Annotated in this window: 19 protein-coding genes and 1 riboswitch; of the genes, 4 read left to right on the forward strand and 15 right to left on the reverse strand. The window is 62.5% G+C overall.

Going from position 1 to position 20,154, the window contains the following annotated elements; translation table 11 throughout:
- Positions 1–162: 162 nt before the first annotated feature.
- Positions 163–365: riboswitch (cobalamin riboswitch) on the reverse strand.
- A gap of 519 nt (positions 366–884) precedes the next feature.
- The 3 genes from ACWTU7_RS09635 to ACWTU7_RS09645 all read left to right on the forward strand — a co-directional run bounded on the left by ACWTU7_RS09635 (position 885) and on the right by ACWTU7_RS09645 (position 1,697).
- On the forward strand, positions 885–1,091 hold the full coding sequence (locus ACWTU7_RS09635) for a DUF680 domain-containing protein (RefSeq protein WP_455839657.1): 207 nt from the start codon (positions 885–887) through the stop codon (positions 1,089–1,091).
- 90 nt (positions 1,092–1,181) lie between these two features.
- Positions 1,182–1,406, forward strand: a complete 225-nt coding sequence (locus ACWTU7_RS09640; RefSeq protein WP_029347531.1) for a DUF680 domain-containing protein — start codon at positions 1,182–1,184, stop codon at positions 1,404–1,406.
- 72 nt (positions 1,407–1,478) lie between these two features.
- Positions 1,479–1,697 carry a DUF680 domain-containing protein gene (locus tag ACWTU7_RS09645; protein WP_095517407.1) on the forward strand — a complete coding sequence of 73 codons (219 nt, stop codon included), beginning with the start codon at positions 1,479–1,481 and terminating at the stop codon, positions 1,695–1,697.
- Positions 1,698–1,793: 96 nt separating this feature from the next.
- Here ACWTU7_RS09645 and ACWTU7_RS09650 read toward each other — a convergent pair whose 3' ends face one another.
- The 5 genes from ACWTU7_RS09650 to ACWTU7_RS09670 form a co-directional block, all read right to left on the reverse strand.
- Positions 1,794–2,906 carry an ABC transporter ATP-binding protein gene (locus ACWTU7_RS09650; protein ID WP_455839656.1) on the reverse strand — a complete coding sequence of 371 codons (1,113 nt, stop codon included), beginning with the start codon at positions 2,904–2,906 and terminating at the stop codon, positions 1,794–1,796.
- 24 nt (positions 2,907–2,930) lie between these two features.
- Positions 2,931–4,595 carry a beta-galactosidase BglA gene (gene bglA, locus ACWTU7_RS09655; RefSeq protein ID WP_455839655.1) on the reverse strand — a complete coding sequence of 555 codons (1,665 nt, stop codon included), beginning with the start codon at positions 4,593–4,595 and terminating at the stop codon, positions 2,931–2,933.
- 4 nt (positions 4,596–4,599) lie between these two features.
- Complete coding sequence (locus ACWTU7_RS09660; RefSeq protein WP_127208617.1) at positions 4,600–5,754, reverse strand: carbohydrate ABC transporter permease; 1,155 nt, start codon at positions 5,752–5,754, stop codon at positions 4,600–4,602.
- Between the two features lies 1 nt (position 5,755).
- The gene (locus tag ACWTU7_RS09665) at positions 5,756–6,769 is read right to left on the reverse strand and encodes a carbohydrate ABC transporter permease (RefSeq protein WP_455839654.1); all 1,014 of its coding nucleotides are present in this window, start codon (positions 6,767–6,769) and stop codon (positions 5,756–5,758) included.
- Between the two features lie 240 nt (positions 6,770–7,009).
- Positions 7,010–8,365 carry an ABC transporter substrate-binding protein gene (locus tag ACWTU7_RS09670; protein ID WP_029347540.1) on the reverse strand — a complete coding sequence of 452 codons (1,356 nt, stop codon included), beginning with the start codon at positions 8,363–8,365 and terminating at the stop codon, positions 7,010–7,012.
- Between the two features lie 362 nt (positions 8,366–8,727).
- Between ACWTU7_RS09670 and ACWTU7_RS09675 the strand changes: the two genes are divergently transcribed.
- Positions 8,728–9,750, forward strand: a complete 1,023-nt coding sequence (locus ACWTU7_RS09675) for a substrate-binding domain-containing protein (protein ID WP_455839653.1) — start codon at positions 8,728–8,730, stop codon at positions 9,748–9,750.
- A 55-nt stretch (positions 9,751–9,805) separates the two neighbouring features.
- Here ACWTU7_RS09675 and ACWTU7_RS09680 read toward each other — a convergent pair whose 3' ends face one another.
- From ACWTU7_RS09680 to ACWTU7_RS09725, 10 genes are all read right to left on the reverse strand, one after another.
- The gene (locus ACWTU7_RS09680; protein ID WP_455839652.1) at positions 9,806–9,934 is read right to left on the reverse strand and encodes a hypothetical protein; all 129 of its coding nucleotides are present in this window, start codon (positions 9,932–9,934) and stop codon (positions 9,806–9,808) included.
- Between the two features lie 102 nt (positions 9,935–10,036).
- On the reverse strand, positions 10,037–10,876 hold the full coding sequence (locus ACWTU7_RS09685; protein WP_029347542.1) for an alkaline phosphatase family protein: 840 nt from the start codon (positions 10,874–10,876) through the stop codon (positions 10,037–10,039).
- Positions 10,877–10,884: 8 nt separating this feature from the next.
- Positions 10,885–12,537 (reverse strand): ABC transporter ATP-binding protein, encoded by a 1,653-nt coding sequence (locus ACWTU7_RS09690; protein ID WP_455839651.1) that lies wholly within the window; start codon positions 12,535–12,537, stop codon positions 10,885–10,887.
- Positions 12,537–13,361, reverse strand: coding sequence for an ABC transporter permease (locus ACWTU7_RS09695; protein WP_287333039.1), 825 nt, complete (start codon positions 13,359–13,361; stop codon positions 12,537–12,539). Before ACWTU7_RS09695 ends, ACWTU7_RS09690 begins: the two co-directional genes overlap by 1 nt.
- A 10-nt stretch (positions 13,362–13,371) precedes the next feature.
- Positions 13,372–14,331: an ABC transporter permease gene (locus tag ACWTU7_RS09700; protein ID WP_029347547.1), complete on the reverse strand. Its 960-nt coding sequence runs from the start codon at positions 14,329–14,331 to the stop codon at positions 13,372–13,374.
- Positions 14,332–14,347: 16 nt separating this feature from the next.
- Positions 14,348–15,934 (reverse strand): ABC transporter substrate-binding protein, encoded by a 1,587-nt coding sequence (locus ACWTU7_RS09705; protein ID WP_029347549.1) that lies wholly within the window; start codon positions 15,932–15,934, stop codon positions 14,348–14,350.
- A 156-nt stretch (positions 15,935–16,090) separates the two neighbouring features.
- Complete coding sequence (locus ACWTU7_RS09710; protein ID WP_455839650.1) at positions 16,091–18,076, reverse strand: CocE/NonD family hydrolase; 1,986 nt, start codon at positions 18,074–18,076, stop codon at positions 16,091–16,093.
- 83 nt (positions 18,077–18,159) lie between these two features.
- Positions 18,160–18,753, reverse strand: a complete 594-nt coding sequence (locus tag ACWTU7_RS09715) for a nucleoside deaminase (RefSeq protein WP_455839649.1) — start codon at positions 18,751–18,753, stop codon at positions 18,160–18,162.
- A complete protein-coding gene (locus ACWTU7_RS09720; RefSeq protein WP_029347553.1) occupies positions 18,753–19,256 on the reverse strand; it encodes an ureidoglycolate lyase in 504 nt (167 codons plus the stop codon). Before ACWTU7_RS09720 ends, ACWTU7_RS09715 begins: the two co-directional genes overlap by 1 nt.
- A complete protein-coding gene (locus ACWTU7_RS09725) occupies positions 19,253–20,116 on the reverse strand; it encodes a bifunctional allantoicase/(S)-ureidoglycine aminohydrolase (RefSeq protein WP_455839648.1) in 864 nt (287 codons plus the stop codon). The genes ACWTU7_RS09720 and ACWTU7_RS09725 overlap by 4 nt, the downstream gene beginning before the upstream one ends.
- Between the last annotated feature and the right edge of the window lie 38 nt (positions 20,117–20,154).

Raw genomic sequence — 20,154 nt, forward strand, 5'->3', positions numbered from 1 at the left:
AGCACGATGCGCAATTCAAAGTCTTGGAGCGTGTTTTGTGCGTCCAAATGGACGCACGTCGCTCCAAAGACTGAACTGGTGGTGATGGAGGAAGGATCGCTCGCAGGCCGGCGACAGGCCAGACATGCATCATCCACCTCTTGACCGCCCACCGCGATCAGTCGTGTCTAGAAATCTCGGGCTGGTTTCCGGGCTCTGGAGTGTCCTTGCGGACTCATCGCGACACCTTCCCAGGCTTGTGGCCCAGTGGTCTCCCGTTGCGACTTGAACTCCACCACCGTTGCGGGGGCAGCGCCGGGTTCTGACCGGCTTCCCAATTCTCCGCTTCGTCGTCACCAAGCGGCACCTGAGTTGGCGTGATCTAATCATGACGGCTGGCCGACTGTCGGCATGAAAGCGACATCGTATCCATGCGGCGCGACACGGCGGCGAAACCCTGTGGGCCGGGATTTGAGGGGGATGAATTTGCACCTGGCTGCGAGCGCTGCCGGTTCTGAAAGCACGCCGGATTTAACCATTGCAGGGCGCCTAAATGGTTAACGATTCGACAACAACTCAGCACCGGCTTTTTAAGCCGCTTCTAAAATCGAACCGAACGGTTCGTTCTGTTGACAATGCGTGCATGACGCTGTGAACGCAGGTCCGGCAATTCGTCAAATGGTCGAATGGCGCCTTTGGCATAAACCTCTGAAACAAAACATAAAATAACACTATTGGAAGCATCTGGTACAATTTCAAGGTGTAGATTCTTGGTCCACACGGAACAACTTAGTGATTGGAATCCGCCGAATGGCCTTCCCACATCGGGGCTGTCCGAACGACGCGAATTCCTCCCAAGACACGCCGCTAGACGGACGGAAAATTAAGATACTGGAGTACCAAAAATGAAAAAGATTGCTCTTACTGCCGTCGCCGTTCTGGCCATCACCGGCAGCGCCTTTGCTGGCAGCGACCATTATGGGTCCAACGGCGCCAACCAGCCGGCCGCTGCGGTCGACAACAGCTCGTACACGGCTTCCATTCAGAAGCCGCCTCACGCTGAAAAGCCCGTTGTCCAGGGCGCTGACCGCAACCTTTTCGGCAACAATTAACAGCTGATCCCAAACAGCAGAGCGGCGTTGTCTCTCATAAAGACCGTGGCCGCCGCGCTGAGGGGATACGACACTTCAGGAGTACTAGAAATGAAGAAGATCATTCTTGCCGCCGCCGCCATTCTGGCCGTCTCCGGCAGCGCTTTTGCCGGCAGCGACAATTTTGGATCGAACGGCGCCAACCAGCCGGCCGCTGCGGTCGACAACAGCTCGTACACGGCTTCGATTCAGAATTCGGCTTCGGCGCAGAAGCCGGTTCCGGCTGACGAGAAGCCCGTCCACGGCAGCGACCGTAACCTCTTCGGCAACAACTAGTGTCGATCCCAACAGCAGCGGCGGCATTTGCCCGCCGCGCTGGTGGAACACGAAAAATCCAGGAGTACTGAAATGACGAAGATTGTTCTTGCGACCGCCGCCGTTCTGGCCGTCGCCGGCAGCGCATTTGCCGGTAGCGACAATTATGGATCGAACGGCGCCAACCAACCGGCCGTTGCGGTCGACAGCTCGTACACGGCTTCGACCCAGAATTCGGCCCCGGCGCAGAATCCGGTTCCGGCTGACGAGAAGCCTGTCCACGGCAGCGACCGCAACCTGTTCGGCCGCTAACAGCGACCTGAACGCACAAGAGCGGCGGGCTTTGCCCGCCGATCTTGTTTTTTGCCTTCGCCAAACTGCCTGCATCCAGCAGTTAGGCCGCCAGCCTCAGGCTGCCCTTGCTTCCGCTTTGTGGAGTGTAAAGGAATGTCCGTCGGCATCGAAAATATGCAGGTCGCCGGCATCGGCATTCAACCGCAGCGCAGCACCCCGCTTGACCTCGACATTGCCGGGCAGCTTGGTCACCAGCGGAAGTTCGGAGCGGCCGATGTCGACATAGACGAGCTGAACCTCGCCGAGCTGCTCGACATAGTCCACCGTTCCCTCGAAAAGATAATCCGTCCCGGTTGCGATCATCAGATCCTCCGGCCGCACGCCGAAGCTCACCGAAGCGCCCTTCACTGACGCTGGCGTGGCGATCGGCACCGTCGCCTTGCGCCCGCCGACATGACTGACGACGGTCGGGTCGCCTGATTTGTCGATCGTCGCCGGCAGGATGTTCATTGCCGGCGAGCCGATGAACTGAGCAACGAACAGATTGCCGGGTTTCTTGTAGAGATCCATCGGCGTGCCGACCTGCTCGATATGGCCCTCCTTGAGCACCACGATGCGGTCCGCCAGCGTCATCGCCTCCACCTGGTCGTGGGTGACGTAGATCATCGTTGTAGCCGGCATCGACTCCTTGAGCTTGGCGATCTCGATGCGGGTGGCGACGCGCAGTGCCGCGTCGAGGTTCGACAGCGGCTCGTCGAACAGGAAAACTTTCGGGTTGCGCACGATGGCGCGGCCGATGGCGACGCGCTGGCGCTGGCCGCCCGACATCGCCTTGGGCAGGCGGTCGAGATAATTTGTCAGCTGCAGGATTTCCGCGGCCTGGCGCACTCGCTTGTCGATCTCTGCCTTGCTCTCCTTGCCGATCTTCATAGAGAACGCCATGTTGTCGTAGACGGTCATGTGCGGATAGAGCGCATAGGACTGGAACACCATGGCGATGCCCCGCTTCGAGGGCGGCACGTCGTTGACCACCTCGCCGTCGATCCTGAGCTCCCCGGAGGTGATTTCCTCAAGCCCGGCGATGGACCGCAGCAAGGTCGACTTGCCACAGCCGGAAGGGCCGACAAAGACGATAAACTCGCCCGACTTTATGTCGAGGTCGATGCCGTGGAGAATGTTAAGATTGCCGTATGATTTCTTCACTTGCCTTAGCGTGACATCGGCCATGATTCCCTCCAGTGAATTGCAAATTCAGTTGACACGCCCGAACCAGGCGCCGTAGCCACCGAGGCGGATAGAGCCGACGCCAGTCTGTCCCGAAAACCCGTGCCCCGGCAAGGGCTGCAGCGAGCGCCCGCCGAGATCGATTTCGGCCGGTCGGCTGCCGAGATTGAAGGCGCAGACGATCTGCTCGTTGCCCTCGCGGCGCGTGAAGGCGACCGTATCGCCCTGGCTTTCGATGAAGTCTATTTCGCCCTTGGCCAGCGCCGGATGCAAACGGCGGAAAGCGAGAAAGCGCCGGTAGTGTTCGAGCAGCGAGCTGTCGTCGCCCTGCTGCACATCGACCGCTTGCGAAAGGTGCTTGGCGGGCACGGGCAGCCAAGGCCTCGCCTTGGAGAAGCCGCCATTGCCGTCCGCGCCATTCCAGACCATCGGCGTGCGGCAGCCGTCGCGGCCCTTGAACTCCGGCCAGAAGCGGATGCCGTAGGGGTCCTGCAGGTCCTCGAATTGCAATTCCGCTTCGCCAAGGCCAAGTTCCTCGCCCTGATAGATGCAGACCGAACCGCGCAGCGACATCAGCAGCGCCGAGATCACCTTGAGATAAGCGGTCTGGTCGGCCTCGCCCGCCGCCCAGCGCGAGGCAGTGCGCATCACGTCATGGTTGGAGAAGGCCCAGCACGACCAGCCGTCGCTGGCAACCTTGCCGAAGGCTTCCAGCACCGAACGCACCTTTGCCGCGCTGATCTTTTCGGGCGCCAGGAAGTCGAACGAATAGCACATGTGCACGCGCTTGCTGCCGGCGGTATAGGCCGCCACCACCTCGAGCCCGCGCTGCGAATCGCCGACTTCGCCGACCGCCGCCGTCGCCGGATATTCGTCGAGTAGCGCGCGGAAGCGTTCGAGGAAGCCGAGATTTTCGGGGCGGCTCTTGTCGTAGAGATGGTCCTGGTAGTTGTAAGGGTTGACGGAAGGAGCGGTCTGGTCGTTGCGCTCTTCGGGCGGCAGCGGCGGATTGTCCTCCAGGCCCTGGCTGTGGAAGTAGAAATTGATTGTGTCGAGGCGGAAGCCGTCGACGCCGCGCTCCAGCCAGAAGCGGGTGACATCGAGCAGCGCATCCTGGACCGCGCGGCTGTGGAAGTTGAGATCGGGCTGCTCGGCCAGGAAATTATGCAGGTAATATTGCTGGCGGCTGGTGTCCCACTGCCAGGCCGAGCCGCCGAAGATCGACAGCCAGTTGTTGGGTGGCGTGCCGTCGGGCTTGGCGTCGGCCCAGACATACCAGTCCGCCTTCGGGTTGGTGCGGCTCGAGCGGCTTTCCCTAAACCACGGATGGATGTCGGCGGTATGCGACAGCACCTCGTCGATCATCACCTTGAGCCCGAGCCTGTGCGCCTCGGCGGTCAGGGCATCAAAATCGGCCAGCGTGCCGAACATCGGATCGACGTCGCAATAGTCTGATACGTCGTAGCCGAAATCCTTCATCGGCGACTTGAAGAACGGCGAGATCCAGATGGCATCGACGCCGAGCGCCGCGATATAGGGCAGCCTGCGGATGATGCCCCTGAGGTCGCCGATGCCGTCGCCGTTCGAGTCCTGATAGCTGCGCGGATAGATCTGGTAGATCACGGCACCTCGCCACCAGTCGCGGTCGACGGCGAGGTCGGGGCTCAACGTTGCTTTCACAGCGGATTGCATGATCTCAACCCCCTTTGACCGAGCCGGCGAGCAGCCCGCGGACGAAATAGCGCTGCAGCGAAAAGAACACGATCAGCGGCACGACAATGGTGATGAAAGCCGATGTCGTCAGGATCTCCCAGTCGCCGCCGCGCGAGCCGAGCAACGCGTTGAGCTTGGCGGTCAGCACGATCTGGTCGCCCTCGGTGCCGAGGAAAACCATCGCGACCAGCAGATCGTTCCACACCCACAGGAACTGGAAGATGGCGAAGGAGGCCAGCACCGGGAACGACAGCGGCAGCACGATCTTGACGAAGATCTCGAAATCGCTGGCGCCGTCGATGCGCGCCGACTCCATGATTTCGCGCGGCAGGCCGGCAATGTAGCTTCTGAGGAGATAGATGGCGAAGGGCAGGCCGAAGCCGGTATGCGCCAGCCAGATGCCGAGATAGGTTTTCGACGGCACGCCGAAGAAGCTGCCGACGCCGTTGTAAAGCTTCAGCAGCGGGATCAGCGACATCTGCAGCGGCACGACCAAGAGGCCGATGATCACCGCGATGAGCAACGCCCGGCCGGGAAAGCGCATCCAGGCCAGCGCATAGGCCGCGAACGCCGCGATCAGGATCGGGATGACCGTCGCCGGAATGGTGACGGTCAGCGAATTCATGAAGGAGCGGCCGATACCTTCCGAAAACAGCACCGTATTGTAATTTTCGGTGGTGAATTTCGGCGGCGCCGACGAGGCGTAGTAGACGCGCTGGCCGCGCTCGCCCTCAAAGGGCTTCGTTGAGGTCATGACGAAACTGCCGTCGGCGTTGAGCTGCAAGGTCTCGCCGTCGCCGAGATCGGCTGTCGTGCCGGCGGGATATTGCGTCGGCGCCGACGACTTGACGCCGAAGGCGCTGATGTCGCGGGCCGGATCGTCGCCGAAGATGTTGCCCTCGAGGACGAACTTGCCGTCCTTCTCGACTTGCGCCGAGGCGGGTGGCAGCCGGCCCGCTTCCGTCTGGGTGGAACTGGCGAACGAGTTCCACCAGCCCGATGCGATGATCTGATCCTTGTCGCGCAGCGACGAGACGAGAATGCCGAGCGTCGGCACGGTCCAGATCGCGACGAAGATGAAGACAGCGATATGGACGCCGAAACGGCTGGCAAAGGACTTTCCGGTCGCCACGGCCATCTCAATGTCCTCCCGTCTCTTTGTTCGCCTGGCGGATGTTCCAGACCATGATCGGAATGACCGCGATCATGATGATGATGGCGATGGTGGCGCCGCGGCCGAAATCGCCGCCGCCGCGGAACATCCAGTCGAACATCAGATTGGCCAGCACCTGGCTGTTCCATTGGCCGTTGGTCATGGTCAGCACGATGTCGAACACCTTCAGCACCAGGATGGTGATGGTGGTCCAGACGACGGCGATCGTGCCCCAGATCTGCGGCACCATGATCTTCCAGAAGATCTGGAACGGATTGGCGCCGTCGATGACGGCGGCTTCCAGCGTCTCTTCGGGAATACCCCGCAAGGCCGAGGACAGGATGACCATGGCAAAGCCGGTCTGGATCCAGATCAGGATGATCATCAGGAAAAAATTGTTCCAGAACGGCAGCGATATCCAGACCTGCGGCTGGCCGCCGAAATACTGGATGATGGCGTTGAGCAGGCCGATCTGCGTCTGGCCGGCGCCGCGATACTCGTAGATGAATTTCCAGATGACGCTGGCACCGACGAAGGAGATGGCCAGCGGCAGGAAGATTAGGCTCTTGGCGATGGTGCCCCACCAGATCTTGTCGGTGAGGACGGCGATGATCAGCCCGAGGAACGTGCAGGCGGCCGGCACCACCGCCAGCCACATGATGTTGTTGAGGATGGAGGTGCGGAACTCGCGGTCGCCGAACGCCCATTGATAATTGGCGAAGCCGACGAAGTTGGCGCCACCGCGATCGAGGAACGACAGCCTGAGCGTCTCCACGACCGGGTAGATCAGGTAGATGGTGAGGATGATCATGGCCGGGCCGACGAACAGCCACGGCCGGATCATCCCCTGCCGGCGCAGATTGTCGATGGCCGCAGCACCTGCAACGCCGCGCGACGGGAAGATGATGTCCACCAGCTTGTTGGCGCCCCAGAAATAGGCGACGCAGCCGCCGACGCCGACGATGATGACGAATATGGCCGAGAAAATCTGAGCCGCCACGGGTCCCTCCCTCTGCGCATGATCCGCCAGTCGAGAATGGCTTTGGCGACCGGATCATGCGCCGATTCAGTTGTTTGGAACGCGACCGGATGCAAGGCGGGGTTCTAGTCTTGCTGGTCGCGCGACATGCCGGAATGTGCTCATAACAAAGATTGCTGCGGCGCGGGCCGCCGGTCGGATCCGGGCCACTGAGCCCCGGATCCATTCAGGATCGGCAGTCCGCACGTCAGCCGGGACCGCCTACTTGATCGCGTCCCAGCTCTTCTGGATGTCAGTGGCGACATCCTGGGCGGACTTGCCGCCGACGAGATCGATCATGCCGGTCCAGAAGGCGCCGGCGCCGATCTTGCCCGGCATCAGGTCGGACCCGTCGAAGCGGAAGGTCGAGGCCTCGGCAAGGATTTCGCCCTGCTTCTTCAGCGCGTCGCTGGCATAGGCCTCCTTGTTGACCGACTTGAACGGCGTCACGAAACCGCCCTGGGCCATCCAGATCTCATGGGCGAGCGGCATCTTCAGGAATTCGATGAACGCGCGGGCACTCTTGCTATCCTTGGTGATCATGGCCAGCGTGCCGGCGCCGAGCACCGGGGTGCCGAGGTCGGGCTTGGAAGCATAAGGTGGGAAGTAGAAGAAGTCGGCGTCCTGGCCGATCTCAGTGCCTTCCGGGAAGAAGGTCGGGATGAACGACGCCTGATGGTGCAAATAGCATTTCGGCGGCACCGAGAACAGGCCTTTCGGGCTGTCGCGGAAGTCGGTCGCCGCCACCGCCTTGGCGCCGCCGTCGACCATCTTGTCATCGGTCGCGATCTTGCCGAAAATGTCGATGGCGTTGACCACCGCGGGATCGTTGAATGGGATCTCGTTCTTCACCCACTTGTCGTAGGTCTCGGGCGTCTGCGTGCGCAGCATGATGTCCTCGACCCAGTCGGTCGCCGGCCAGCCGGTGGCGCCGCCCGAACCGAGCCCGATGCACCATGGCGTGCCGCCGTCGGCGATGATCTTCTTTTCAAGCTCGGCGAGCTCTTCCTGCGTCCTCGGCACCTCGTAATCGGCTTCCTCGAAATTGTCCGGCGAGTACCAGACCAGCGATTTCACGTCGGCCTTGTAGGGGAAGGCGAAGAAGCCCGGCTTGCCGTCCTTGTCGTTGAAGGTGCCGAGATCGACCCATGACTGGCCGGCGCCGTAATTGTCCTTGATCCAGTTGGCGGTGTCGTCGCCGAGCGGCGTCAGCAGGCCCTTGGACGCCAGATCCTGGATTAGGCCCGGCTGCGGCAGCACCGCGATGTTGGGCGGGCTGCCGGCCTGCGTGTCGATGACGATCTGCTGCTCGTAATTTTCCGACGACGAGTATTTGATCTCAGCGCCGGTGGCCTCCGAGAAATAGTCGAGAACGGTGCGCACAAGGCCCTCGTCCTCGCCGCGCCATGGCCCGAAGATCGATAGCGTCTCGCCCTTGAGGTCGACCTTCTTGAGCTCTTCGTAGTTCGCCCAGTTGAAGCGGGGGTCCTCACCCGGCTTGAACTTCAGTTCGGCTTGCGCCGGTGCGCCCAGGGCGAGCGTGACAAAAGCGGCGCTCAGCAGAAGCATTTTCGTCATAGGTATTCCCTCCCAGTGGTGACAAACACTGGACGGAACCTCCATTCCGTCCGCCGACGCCGCAGGACTGTGACTCAGTCGGAAAGGAACCGCAACCTTTCGAAGAGTCTTCCAAAGCGCTTTGGTTCTTGTCGATCACGCCACTGAATGGATCAGGAGTCAAGAGGGAGATAAGCTAATCGATTTAATTCTGCCGACATAAGGAGCAACTAAATGCGATGCAGTAGGTTTTTTGGCGCAGCAGCAGCAAATTTTGCTTCAAACCGGTCGGAAACAGTGCTTATGGTCTTAGATGCAGCAGCGCTGCCGTGGCCGGGCCGACAATCCATAGTTAAAAGCGCTTTGAGGCTTGGAGGCCTCCGGTGAACCTCAAACAGCTTTCCCACATGCTGGCGCTTTCGCAGACAACGGTAAGCCGTGCGCTCAACGGCTACCCGGAAGTCAACGAGGAAACGCGCCGGCGGGTGATCGACGCCGCCAAGCGCCACGGCTACCGCCCCAACCCGAGCGCGCGCCGGCTGGCGACCGGCAAGACCGGGATGATCGGTTATGTCTTGCCGACCGGGACGACCGTCGACATCGACCCGCATTTCGTCGAATTCCTGTCCGGTCTCGGCGACTACGCCCGTTCGCACGAACTCGACCTGGTGCTGTCCCCGGCCGATGCCGACGACCAGGAGACGACCTACCGGCGCATCGTCGCCAACCGGCAGGTCGACGCCGTCTACATCTCGTCGCCGAGGCCGGCCGACCGGCGGGTGGCGCTGGTCAGCACGCTCGGCATCCCCTTCATCGTCCATGGCCGCAGCGAAGGGCTCGATTTCGACTACCCCTACACCGACATCGACAATGAGGGCGCCTTCCACGAGGCGGCTCGGCTGCTCGTCCAGCTCGGTCACCGGCGGCTGGCGCTGATCAACGGCGACCACCGCGAGACCTTCGCCATTCACCGCGAGCGTGGCGTGCGCCGGGCGCTGGCGGCGAGCGGTCTGGCCCTAGGCGAAGGCCATGTCTGTTCCCTCGCCATGACCGAGGAGAACGGCTACCGCGCCGCCAGACGGCTGCTCGAGCGCAGCGATGCGCCGACCGCGATCGCCTGCTCCAGCCTGATCATGGCGCTCGGCGTCGTGCGGGCGGCGCGCGATCTCGGCCTGACCATCCCCGGCGACCTGTCGCTGATCGCCCATGACGACGTCTTCCCCTGGCTGAAGCCGGAAAATTTTTCGGTGCCGTTGTCGACGACGCGTTCGTCGATCCGTTTGGCCGGCGCGCGCGTCGCCGAGCGGCTGGCGGCGCGGATTTCCGGATTGGAGGAGGGCGCCCGCGGCGAAGTCTGGCCGGTTGATCTGGTGGTAAGGGGATCGGTCGCCGGAGCCCGGGCCTAGCGCACTGGTTTCGGCTCGACCTGACCTGAACCAACACAACCCCAAAGCGCCAGAGCTATACCATCGCAGCCTCGGCCAACTTGGTGACCAGCAGGCCGTAGTCGAAATCTTTGTCCCTGCCCTTGGGGCCGAAATTCACGGCCGTGGCGCTTCTGTCTGCGCTGATCGGGGCAAAACGGTTCACCACTTCCGCCCAGGATTTTTCCGGAGCCTAGCCGAAGAGCGGCAACCTTGCCAAAGACGCGCAGATTCCTTTTCGCACAAGGGGGAGAAGTGGAGACGCGCATCAGTCGAGGAACGGCTTGGCCTTCATTGTCGCGGGCACCGGTACGCCAAGGCGCGCAAGCACCGTCGGCGCAAGCTGCAGCTGGTCGAGCAGCGTATCGGCCTCCGGACCCTTGCCCTGTCCGAAATAATACAGAGCAAAATCCTGCATATCGTCGTCATGGCCGCCATGATGGCCGCGATCGGTCTGGCCGTGATCGGCGGTGACGATCACCTCGTAGCCGGCTTCCCGCCAGCGCGGCAGGAAGGTGGCCAGCATGCCGTCCATCGCATAAACGGCATGGTCCATCTCGTGGCAGTCGTGGCCGAAGCGGTGGCCCATCGAGTCCAGTGTGCAGGTATGCAGGATGCCGTAGTCGATGCCGTGGCGCCTGGTCAGCATGGTCAGCGTCGCGAACAGGTCGATGTCGCTCGGCGTCATCTGGTTGCGGGCGTTGTAGCCGGTCATCGTGTGGAAACGGCCATACGTGATCGGCCCGCCCGGCTCGTCGAATTCCATATCCTCGACCAGATCGAAAGGATAGGCCCGGAAGAATTCGGACCAGTAGGAATGGGTGACCGCGCCGGTCTTGCCACCGGCCTTGCTGACCTCGGAGAAGATATCCGGTTGCTCGACGCGAAACCGGTTCTCGTTGGTCAGGATACCATGCACCTGCGGCGCCACGCCGGTGTGGATCGAGGCATAGCAGCAGGCCGAGGTCGACGGCAGCACGGAACGCATCTTCCAGATGCGCGCTTCGCCCGATTGCACCCAGCCTTCGAGATTGCCCATCAGCCGGCGCCAGTTGCGGTAAGGCACGCCGTCGAGGATGATCAGCAGAAGTTTTGTCGTCAGCGCCACGGGGGTGTCTAATTGCCCGCGCTGGCCATGCGCCGTCCCTTGATCGCCTTTTCCAGCCAGCCGATTTCCATTTCGGGGACTGAGGACAAGAGAAGGTCGGTGTAGGCATCGAACGGCGGCGCCAGCACCTGGCTTTTCGCGCCGTAGCGCACCACCTCGCCGCGATACATCACCGCGATCGAATCGGCGATCGACTTCACCGTAGCGAGGTCGTGGGTGATGAACAGATAGGCGACGTTTTCCTCTTTCTGCAGCTCGAGCAGCAGCTTCAGGATGCCATTGGCCACCAGCGGGTCGAGCGCCGAGGTCACCTCGTCGCAGATGATCAGCTTCGGCTTGGCCGCAAGCGAGCGGGCGATGCAGACGCGCTGCTTCTGGCCGCCGGAAAGCTCGGCCGGGTAGCGGTCGATGAAACCCTTGCCCATTTCGATCTTGTCGAGCAGCTCGGCGACGCGGGCGTCACGTTGCCTTCCACGCAGACCGAAATAGAATTCGAGCGGCCGGCCGATGATGGTGCCGACGGTCTGGCGCGGGTTCATCGCCACGTCGGCCATCTGATAGATCATCTGTAACTGGCGCAGATCCTCCTTGGGCCGGTCGGCGAGCCGGTTGGCGAGCGGACGTCCATCGAAGGTGACGGTGCCCTCTTCGGGTGGCAGGAGGCCGGTGATGGCGCGCGCCAGTGTCGACTTGCCGGACCCGGACTCCCCGACCACGGCCAGCGTCTGGCCCGGATAGATGTCGACCGAGACGTTCTTCAGCACCTTGATATGGCTGCGGCCATAGGCGGCGGTGATGTTCTTGACCGACAGGAACGGCGTCGTGCCGGGCTTCTGCTCCTGGTGCTCGATCTCATGCACCGAGACCAGCGCATTGGTGTACTCCTGGCGCGGCTCCTTGATGATCTGGCGGGTGCCGCCCCATTCGACCAGCCGGCCATGGCGCAGCACCATGATCTCGTCCGAGACCTGCGCGACGACGGCAAGGTCGTGAGTGATGTAGAGCGCCGCGACATGGGTGTCGCGGATGGCGTCCTTGATCGCCGCCAGCACGTCGATCTGCGTCGTCACGTCGAGCGCCGTGGTTGGTTCGTCGAAGACAATCAGGTCGGGCTCGGAGCACAGCGCCATCGCCGTCATCACGCGCTGCAGCTGGCCGCCGGACACCTGGTGCGGAAAGCGCTCGCCGATGCTTTCGGGGTTCGGCAGGCTGAGCTTCTTGAACAGCGCGACGGCGCGTTTTTCGGCCGCGGCCCGTGTCGCCGTGCCATGCAGCAGCGTCGCCTCGACCACTTGGTCCATCAGTCTGTGCGCCGGGTTGAAGGCGGCGGCAGCCGATTGCGCGACATAGCAGACCTCGCGGCCGCGCAGCTTGCGAAAGCCCTCCTTGCCGCCCTTGAGGATGTCGCGGCCGTTCAGTATGACCTCGCCGCCGGTGATGCGCACGCCGCCGCGGCCATAGCCCATCGACGCCAGGCCGATGGTCGACTTGCCGGCGCCGGACTCGCCGATCAGGCCGAGCACCTTGCCCCTCTCGAGCGTCAGCGACACATCATGGACCAGCACGATGTTCTTCGGCGGCTCGCCCGGCGGGAACACCGTGGCCTCGATGCGCAGATTGCGGATGTCGAGCAGCACGGACTTTGCTCGCTGGTCAGCCATTATCCGCGCCCTCCCTTCAGGCTTGTCGTGCGGTTGAGCACCCAGTCGGCGACGAGGTTGACGGAAATCGCCAGCATCGCGATCGCCGCCGCAGGGATGAGTGCCGCCGCTATGCCGAAGACGATGCCGTCCTTGTTTTCCTTGACCATGCCGCCCCAATCGGCGCTAGGCGGCTGCACGCCAAGTCCGAGGAAGGACAGCGTCGAAAGGAACAGCACCGCATAGATGAAGCGGAGGCCGAGTTCCGAAACCAGCGGCGACAACGCATTGGGCAGGATCTCGCGGAAGATGATCCACATGCTGCCTTCGCCGCGCAGCTTGGCCGCCTCGACGAAATCCATGACGTTTATGTCGACGGCGACCGCCCGCGACAGGCGATAGACGCGGGTCGAGTCGAGAATGCCCATGACCAGGATCAGCGTCACCAGATTGGTTGGCAGCACCGACAGCACGACGAGGCCCATGATCAGCGTCGGGATCGACATCAGGAGATCGACAAGGCGCGACATAAGCGTATCGAACCAGCCGCCGAAAACCGCCGCCGAGAAGCCAAGGATTGCGCCGAGCGAGAAGGACAGCGCGGTGGCCAGCACCGCGATGAACAGCGTGACGCGGGCGCCATAGATCATGCGCGAAAGAAGGTCGCGGCCGAGATTGTCGGTGCCCAGCCAATGTGTCGCCGACATCGGTCCCCAGACATCGCCGACGATCTCCCCATTGCCGTACGGCGCGATCCAGGGCGCGAAGATCGCTGCCAGCACGAACAGCGCCGTCAGCACCAGGCCGATCAGCGCAGGGATGGGGATGCGTTTTATGTCGAGCATGCCCGCTCCCCTATTTCGGATGTCTGAGACGCGGATTGGCGACGATCGCCGCTATGTCCGCAATGATGTTCAAGCTGATGTAGACAGCGGCGAAGATCAGGCCGACCGCCTGCACCACCGGCACGTCGCGCTTGGTGACGTGGTCGACGAGATATTGGCCCATGCCCGGATAGACGAAGATCACTTCGACCACGACGACGCCGACGATCAGATAGGCGAGGTTGAGCATGACGACGTTGATGATCGGCGCAATCGCATTGGGAAAGGCATGCCTGCGGATGACGGCGAATGCCGAAAGCCCCTTGAGCTCGGCGGTTTCCACATACGCCGATTGCATGACATTGAGGATAGCGGCGCGCGTCATGCGCATCATGTGGGCGAGCACCACCAGCGTCAGTGCCGCCGCCGGCAGCATGATCGCCTGCATGCGCTCGCCGAAAGGCATTCCGTCATAGACTGTCGAGATGCCGGGGAAGATCTGGTATTTCACGGCGAAGAAATAGACGAGCACGTAGCCGATGAAGAATTCGGGAAACGAGGTCGAGGCAAGCGCCAGTCCGGAGATCAGCTTGTCGACCCAGCCATTGCGGTAACGCACCGCGATCAGGCCGAGGACGATCGCCAGCGGCACGGCCACGACCGCCGCCCAGAAGGCGAGGAACAGCGTGTTCCACAACCGCCCCTTGATCGACGCCGCAATATCCTGCCCGCTCGACATGGCGGTGCCGAGATCGCCGGTCACGACGCCGCCGAGCCAGCGGAAATAGCGGATGAAGGCCGGATCGTTGAGGCCGAGCTGCTCGCGCAGATTGGCGAGCGACTCCGGTGTCGCCGACTGCCCGAGAATAGCTTGGGCGACGTCGCCGGGCAGGATCTGGGTGCCGGCGAAGATCAGGACCGATACGGCCAACAGCAGGAGAATGCCCAGCGCAATGCGCTGGGCCACCAGTTTCATGATGGGTGAGGACATATCCGCAAGGCCAGGCTCAGGCTTCGAGCCAGCACTTTGCCAGAGCGTACCCGTTCATCAGTTCCTGATGCGGATCGTCGACCCAGCCGGCGACCTTGGCGCCCGTCGCGTCGATGAACTGATTGAACATCGGCAGGATCAGGCCGCCCTCGTCGCGCACAAGGACAGCCATGTCGTGGTACATCGCCTTGCGCTTGGTCTCGTCGAGCTCGGCGCGGGCCGCCAGCACCATCTTGTCGAAATCCGGGCGCTTGAAACGCGTATCGTTCCAGTCGGCCGTCGACAGATAGGCGGTCGAATACATTTGGTCCTGGGTCGAGCGGCCGCCCCAGTAGGAGGCACAGAAGGGCTGCTTGTTCCAGACTTCGTTCCAGTAGCCGTCGCCCGGTTCACGCTTGAGCTCGATCTGGATACCGGCCTTGGCGGCGCTCTGCTGGAAGAGCTGGGAAGCGTCGACGGCGCCGGGGAAGGCGACGTCCGAGGTCCTGAGCAGCACCGCGCCGTCGTGACCTGACTTCTTGAAATGGAACTTGGCCTTGTCGGGATCATACTTGCGCTGTTCGATCTCAGTGAACAGCGGATAGGACGCATTGATCGGGAAGTCGTTGCCGAGCGAACCATAGCCTCTGAGAACCTTGTCGAGCATCTCCTCGCGGTCGATCGCCAGCTTCAGCGCCATGCGCAGGTCGTTATTGTCGAACGGCGCTGTGTCGCAGTGCATGATGAAGACATAGTGACCCGGCCCCGCATGGTTGCGGATGGTGACGCCGGGCAGGCGCTTGATCAGGTCGACGATCTTCGGCTCGACGCGGTTGATCATGTTGACCTGGCCGCCCTGCAAGGCCGAGGTGCGCGCAGTGGCATCGTTGATGACGATGATCTCGATCTGGTCGGCATGGCCCATCTTGTCGCCCTGCCAGTAATTGGCAAAGCGCTCGCCGCCATGGCGCACGCCGGGCTCGTTGATGGTGATCTTGTAGGGTCCGGCCGAGATGCCGGCATCGGCCTTGTCCTTGCCGCCATTGGGCTGGACGATCAAATGGTAGTCGCTGAGCAGATAGGGCAGGTCGGCATTGGCTTCCTTCAGCGTCAGCACGACTTCCTTGCCGCTGGCCTTGATGCTCTCGATGCCCTTCATGTAGCCGAGCGCGCCCGACTTCGATTTCTCGTCCGAATGGCGTTCGAGCGTCGCCGCCACGTCCTCGGCGGTCACCGTCTTGCCATTGTGGAATTCGACGCCGTCGCGGATCTTCAGCGTCCAGACCTTGGCGTCGTCCGACGAGCCGATCTCCTCGGCAATGCGGTTCTCGAGACTGCCGTCCGGGGAGAGCTCGACGATTAGTTCGCCCCACATCTTGCCGAAGGCGAACGGCACCTGGGTCATAAACAGGGCCGGATCGAGGCTGTTGGTGGACTCGCCGCCGACCAGGCCGGCCTTCAGCGTGCCGCCCTTGACCGGACCCGCGGCGCGCGCCGCGCTTGAAAGCAGCGAGTTGGCGAACGTCGCGGTGACGCCGAGTGCTGCCGCCCGGCCGAGAAAATCACGACGGCTCAGTTTGCCGGATGCGACGCGCCGGCTAAGAAATTCCAGTTCGTTCGACATGTTGAGTTCCTCACTCTGTTGGTTCGACCTTGTGGTCGTTTTTTATCGTTTCTTGTGAGGAGAATAATGACCGCAACGGAACGCCGTAAGCAAGACCGAATGCGACATGCCGTGGCGTAAATCGTACGTCGCAATTGGACCAATCCGCATAAGCGCTCAAAGCAGAGCGCGCGGGATTTTCTCTTCGAAATTGCGCTCGAAAACCAGTTTCTCGCCTTCATAGGCTTCGATTCTGGCGTTAACCATGAAGTTTTGCGCGTCGGACCGCATCTCGGCGAAGGTTTCGGTGCGCACCGACCATCCATTTCGCGACAGCGTCTGCGTCCAATGCGTCTTGCCCGACGCTGACAGCGGATTGTCGGGATGGATCGCCCATGTCTCTCGCGCGATGCTGCCATTGGCGAGGCCATGCTCCAGATCGCGCACCTCGCCGAAATCGTCGACGATGGAAAGCGTGACAATTCCGGTCTTCTCGTCGCGATCGACATGACGTTCGGAATTGGCAGCGCGGATCGTTTCGGTCGCCCAAGGCGATGCTGCCTCGGGCGTGGGGAACGTGACTTCATCGCATTGCGCCAGCGGGCGCAGCGGCAATTTCAGCGTCGCCGCCGTCAGGTCGAGCCGGACCGGTTCCGGAGATGACCAGATCATCGGCCAGTAGGCGTTCGAAACGGCAATACGCAGGCGATGGCCTGATGGCACGCGATAGGCGCATTGGTCGAGCACCACCCGGGCGCTGACGGTTTCGCCCGGCACCAGCGCTTGCGGGAATTCGTGCGAGTTGTGGTGCGTCAGGTTGAGCACGCCGTAGGAGATCAGCTCCGATGCGCCGTCGGGATGCACATCGCACAGCCGGATGGCGATGTTCGCTTGAGGCCGGTCGGACGAAACCCTGACCAGCACTTCCGGTGCGCCGACAATGTCGATCGCCTCAGTCAGCGCCGGCTGGTCGAAACACACCGATAGTGCATCGTCGGGGCGCTGCTCGCCGGGCAATTCCGGGCCGAACGTGAAGGGAAAATATTCGCCGCCGGCAAGGCCGCAGCTTTGCGGTGAAGCCACTATGATCGGCTTGCTGCCTTCTGCGATCAGCTCGACTTCCTGCGTCTTGATATCAGACGACGGCCACACCGGTTCCGCGACCCAGCGGCCCGGCCGCTCCGGATGCCAGCGTGCGGGGCGGACGCTGTCCATGACATAGGCGCGGTAGGCCGGATCGCCCTCGACGCCGGTGTCGATGTCCTTCAGCCAGCGGTCCCACCAGCGCAAGGCCTCCTGCAGGAAGCCGATGCGCGGTTCGGGTGCGGCATAGTGAGGGTATTTGTGGATCCAGGGACCAACGATCCCTTTGACCGGCGCCTCGATATTGGCGGCGAGATGGGAAATGGTATTTCGATAGCCGTCATGCCAGCCGCCGATCGACAGCACCGCAGCTTGGATGGCCGAATAGTCCTCGCAGATCGAGCCGCGCTTCCAATAGGCGTCGCGGTGCTGATGCTTCAGCCACAGCGGCGCCAGGAAGGGCTGGTTCTCCAGCCGGGTCAGCCACAGGTCGCGCCACCTGACGTCGCCGGCCAGCAGCGGATCCGGCGGCCGCGAGGAATAGGACAGCATGGTCGAGGCCCAGCCGAAATTCTCGATCAGCAGGCAGCCGCCCTTGTAGTGGATGTCGTCGGCATAGCGGTCGACGGTCGAGCACAGGCTGATGACTGCCTTTAGCGCCGGCGGCTGCTTGGCAGCCGTCTGCAGGCAGTTGAAGCCGCCCCAGGAGATGCCCATCATGCCGACACTGCCATTGCACCAGGGCTGGGCCGCCGCCCAGGCAATCACGTCGCAAGCGTCCTGCAATTCCTGCTCGGAATATTCGTCATCCATCAGCCCTTCGGAATCGCCATTGCCACGCATGTCGACGCGGATCGAGGCGTAGCCGTGGCCCGCGAAATAGGGATGCGTCAGCTGATCGCGAAAGATCGTGCCGTCGCGCTTGCGGTAGGGCAGGTGCTCGAGGATCGCCGGCACCGGATCGTCGGCAGCATCGGCCGGCATCCATACCCGCGCCGACAGCCGGCAGCCATCCGGCATGACGATGCCCATGTCAGGAAATTCGACGACCTTGCGGGGAAATTCAGTGACGGTTTTCATGCGGTGCTCCTGGCTGGCCGCATGATGGAGCCCGAGCCTGCCGCGTCGTGGGCCAGCCAACGAATTCGGCTGGTCAATCCGCGTCAACTCAGCGGAATGTCGTTTTCGGCCTTGCTTGCCTGGTAAGCGCTGGACAGTTCGTCATAGCGCGCCGAGATCTTGCCGATCCGCGTTTCCAGCCGCGGGCGCTCGGTCTCGGCCAGCGACCGCACCAGTTTGCGGATCGAAAAGCTCTTCCAATAGGCGTTCTCGGCATTGTAGCCGCCGGGGTCGAGGGTGAAGACCTCCTTCAGGATCTTCAGGTCGTGAGGGATGGCAAAGCTGTCGCGCGAATCCTCGTGGCTGAACAAATAGTAGAAATTATCGAAGCCGGTCCAGGTGATCGCCGACAGGCACAGCGAGCAGGGTTCGTGCGTGGCGAGGAAGATCGCGTCCTTGGTATCGACGCGCTCGGCCTTCGGCATTTCATAGAACCGCTTTAGGCAATGCACCTCGCCATGCCAGAGCGGACTTTCCGTCTCGTTGTTGGTTTCGGCGAGCACCAGCGAGCGATCATCCTTTCTCAGGATCGCCGCGCCGAACAGCTTATTGCCGTGGGCGACGCCTTCGGTGGTCTTCGGTATGATGTCGTGCTCGATCACGTCGAGCAGGCGATCGATCAGCGAGACGTCGGCCATCAGGCGGTCCCGTCGGGGAGATCGATCTCGTAGGCGTGCGAGAAATGGCACTCTTCGAGATTGGAGCCGTCGCCACCGCGGTCGACGACGAGAAAGTCCTGGGCCTCGCCGATCGGCGTCAGCACGCCGTGCCACCGATTGCGCGGATAGTTGACGCCTTGCCCGGGCGCGGTGATGAAGGCGTGCGGCTCACCAGGGCCGTCGTCGCCATCATGGCAGACGACGACCAGGAACGGCCGTGGCGACAGCGGGATGAAAGCCTGGCTGCCGAACGGGTGACGCTCGACCATGGTGAGCTTCAGCGGAAAATCGTAAGGCGTGCCGCGCACCATGGAGATCAGCACGCGCGCATTCGGCCCCAACGCTTCGGCGGTGGCGAGGTCGTGATAGCGCTCGGCCTTGCCGCCATTGATCGGATAGTGATTGTCGCCGCCCATATCGATGACGTCGCCGAATTCGGCGAAGGTCTCGCGGGTCAGCGGCCGGGCGACGATTCGGGTCATGGCGCGCGCCTCGCGACGCCGGCGCCGCCAAGCTTGGCATGTCGGTTGACGTCCTTGTAAAGCAGGTAGCGGAATTTTCCGGGACCGCCGGCATAGCAGGCCTGCGGGCAGAAGGCGCGCAGCCACATATAGTCGCCGGCCTCGACCTCGACCCAGTCCTGGTTGAGGCGGTAGACCGCCTTGCCTTCCAGCACGTAGAGCCCGTGCTCCATCACATGAGTCTCGGCGAACGGGATGACCGCGCCCGGCTCAAGCGTGACGATGGTGACGTGCATGTCGTGGCGCATGTCGGCCGGATCGACAAAGCGCGTCGTCGCCCATCTGCCTTCGGTGCCCGGCATCGGCGTGGGCGCGATGTCTCGTTCCTTGGCGAAGAAGGCTTGCGGGACATCGATGCCCTCGACGGCGTCGTAAGCCTTGCGGATCCAGTGGAAGCGGACAGCAGCACCGCTCTCGTTGCGAACGGTCCATCCGCTGGCCGGCGGCAGGAAAGCAAAGCCACCCGGCTGCAGGACATGTTTCTCGCCAGCCAGCAAAACGGTCAGCTCGCCCTCAACCACGAACAAGGCGCCTTCGGCGCCGGCATCCGGTTCAGGCCGGTCGCTGCCGCCGCCGGGCGCGACCTCGACGATATATTGCGAAAACGTCTCGGCGAACCCCGACAGCGGGCGCGACAGCACCCAGACGCGGGTCTTTTCCCAGAATGGCAGGGCGCTGGTGACGATGTCCTGCATCACGCCCCTTGGAATGACCGCATAGGCCTCCGTGAAGACAGCCCGGCCGGTCAGCAGCTCACTCTGGCCGGGGTGGCCGCCCTGCGGCGCGTAGTAGAATCGGTCGGCCATCTTGATCGTGTCCATGAGTTCAAAGCCTATTGCGGAGCCAAAGCCTATCGCGG

The organism is Mesorhizobium sp. BHscii (assembly GCF_053848065.1).

Bases quoted from the DNA above. Each gene is read 5' to 3' on its own strand.
- ACWTU7_RS09635 (WP_455839657.1), top strand. From the start codon at position 885: ATGAAAAAGATTGCTCTTACTGCCGTCGCCGTTCTGGCCATCACCGGC.
- bglA (WP_455839655.1), bottom strand. From the start codon at position 4,595: ATGCAATCCGCTGTGAAAGCAACGTTGAGCCCCGACCTCGCCGTCGAC.
- ACWTU7_RS09710 (WP_455839650.1), bottom strand. From the start codon at position 18,076: ATGAAAACCGTCACTGAATTTCCCCGCAAGGTCGTCGAATTTCCTGAC.
- ACWTU7_RS09705 (WP_029347549.1), bottom strand. From the start codon at position 15,934: ATGTCGAACGAACTGGAATTTCTTAGCCGGCGCGTCGCATCCGGCAAA.
- ACWTU7_RS09695 (WP_287333039.1), bottom strand. From the start codon at position 13,361: ATGCTCGACATAAAACGCATCCCCATCCCTGCGCTGATCGGCCTGGTG.
- ACWTU7_RS09660 (WP_127208617.1), bottom strand. From the start codon at position 5,754: ATGGCCGTGGCGACCGGAAAGTCCTTTGCCAGCCGTTTCGGCGTCCAT.
- ACWTU7_RS09700 (WP_029347547.1), bottom strand. From the start codon at position 14,331: ATGTCCTCACCCATCATGAAACTGGTGGCCCAGCGCATTGCGCTGGGC.
- ACWTU7_RS09725 (WP_455839648.1), bottom strand. From the start codon at position 20,116: ATGGACACGATCAAGATGGCCGACCGATTCTACTACGCGCCGCAGGGC.
- ACWTU7_RS09645 (WP_095517407.1), top strand. From the start codon at position 1,479: ATGACGAAGATTGTTCTTGCGACCGCCGCCGTTCTGGCCGTCGCCGGC.
- ACWTU7_RS09690 (WP_455839651.1), bottom strand. From the start codon at position 12,537: ATGGCTGACCAGCGAGCAAAGTCCGTGCTGCTCGACATCCGCAATCTG.
- ACWTU7_RS09720 (WP_029347553.1), bottom strand. From the start codon at position 19,256: ATGACCCGAATCGTCGCCCGGCCGCTGACCCGCGAGACCTTCGCCGAA.
- ACWTU7_RS09670 (WP_029347540.1), bottom strand. From the start codon at position 8,365: ATGACGAAAATGCTTCTGCTGAGCGCCGCTTTTGTCACGCTCGCCCTG.
- ACWTU7_RS09640 (WP_029347531.1), top strand. From the start codon at position 1,182: ATGAAGAAGATCATTCTTGCCGCCGCCGCCATTCTGGCCGTCTCCGGC.
- ACWTU7_RS09715 (WP_455839649.1), bottom strand. From the start codon at position 18,753: ATGGCCGACGTCTCGCTGATCGATCGCCTGCTCGACGTGATCGAGCAC.
- ACWTU7_RS09650 (WP_455839656.1), bottom strand. From the start codon at position 2,906: ATGGCCGATGTCACGCTAAGGCAAGTGAAGAAATCATACGGCAATCTT.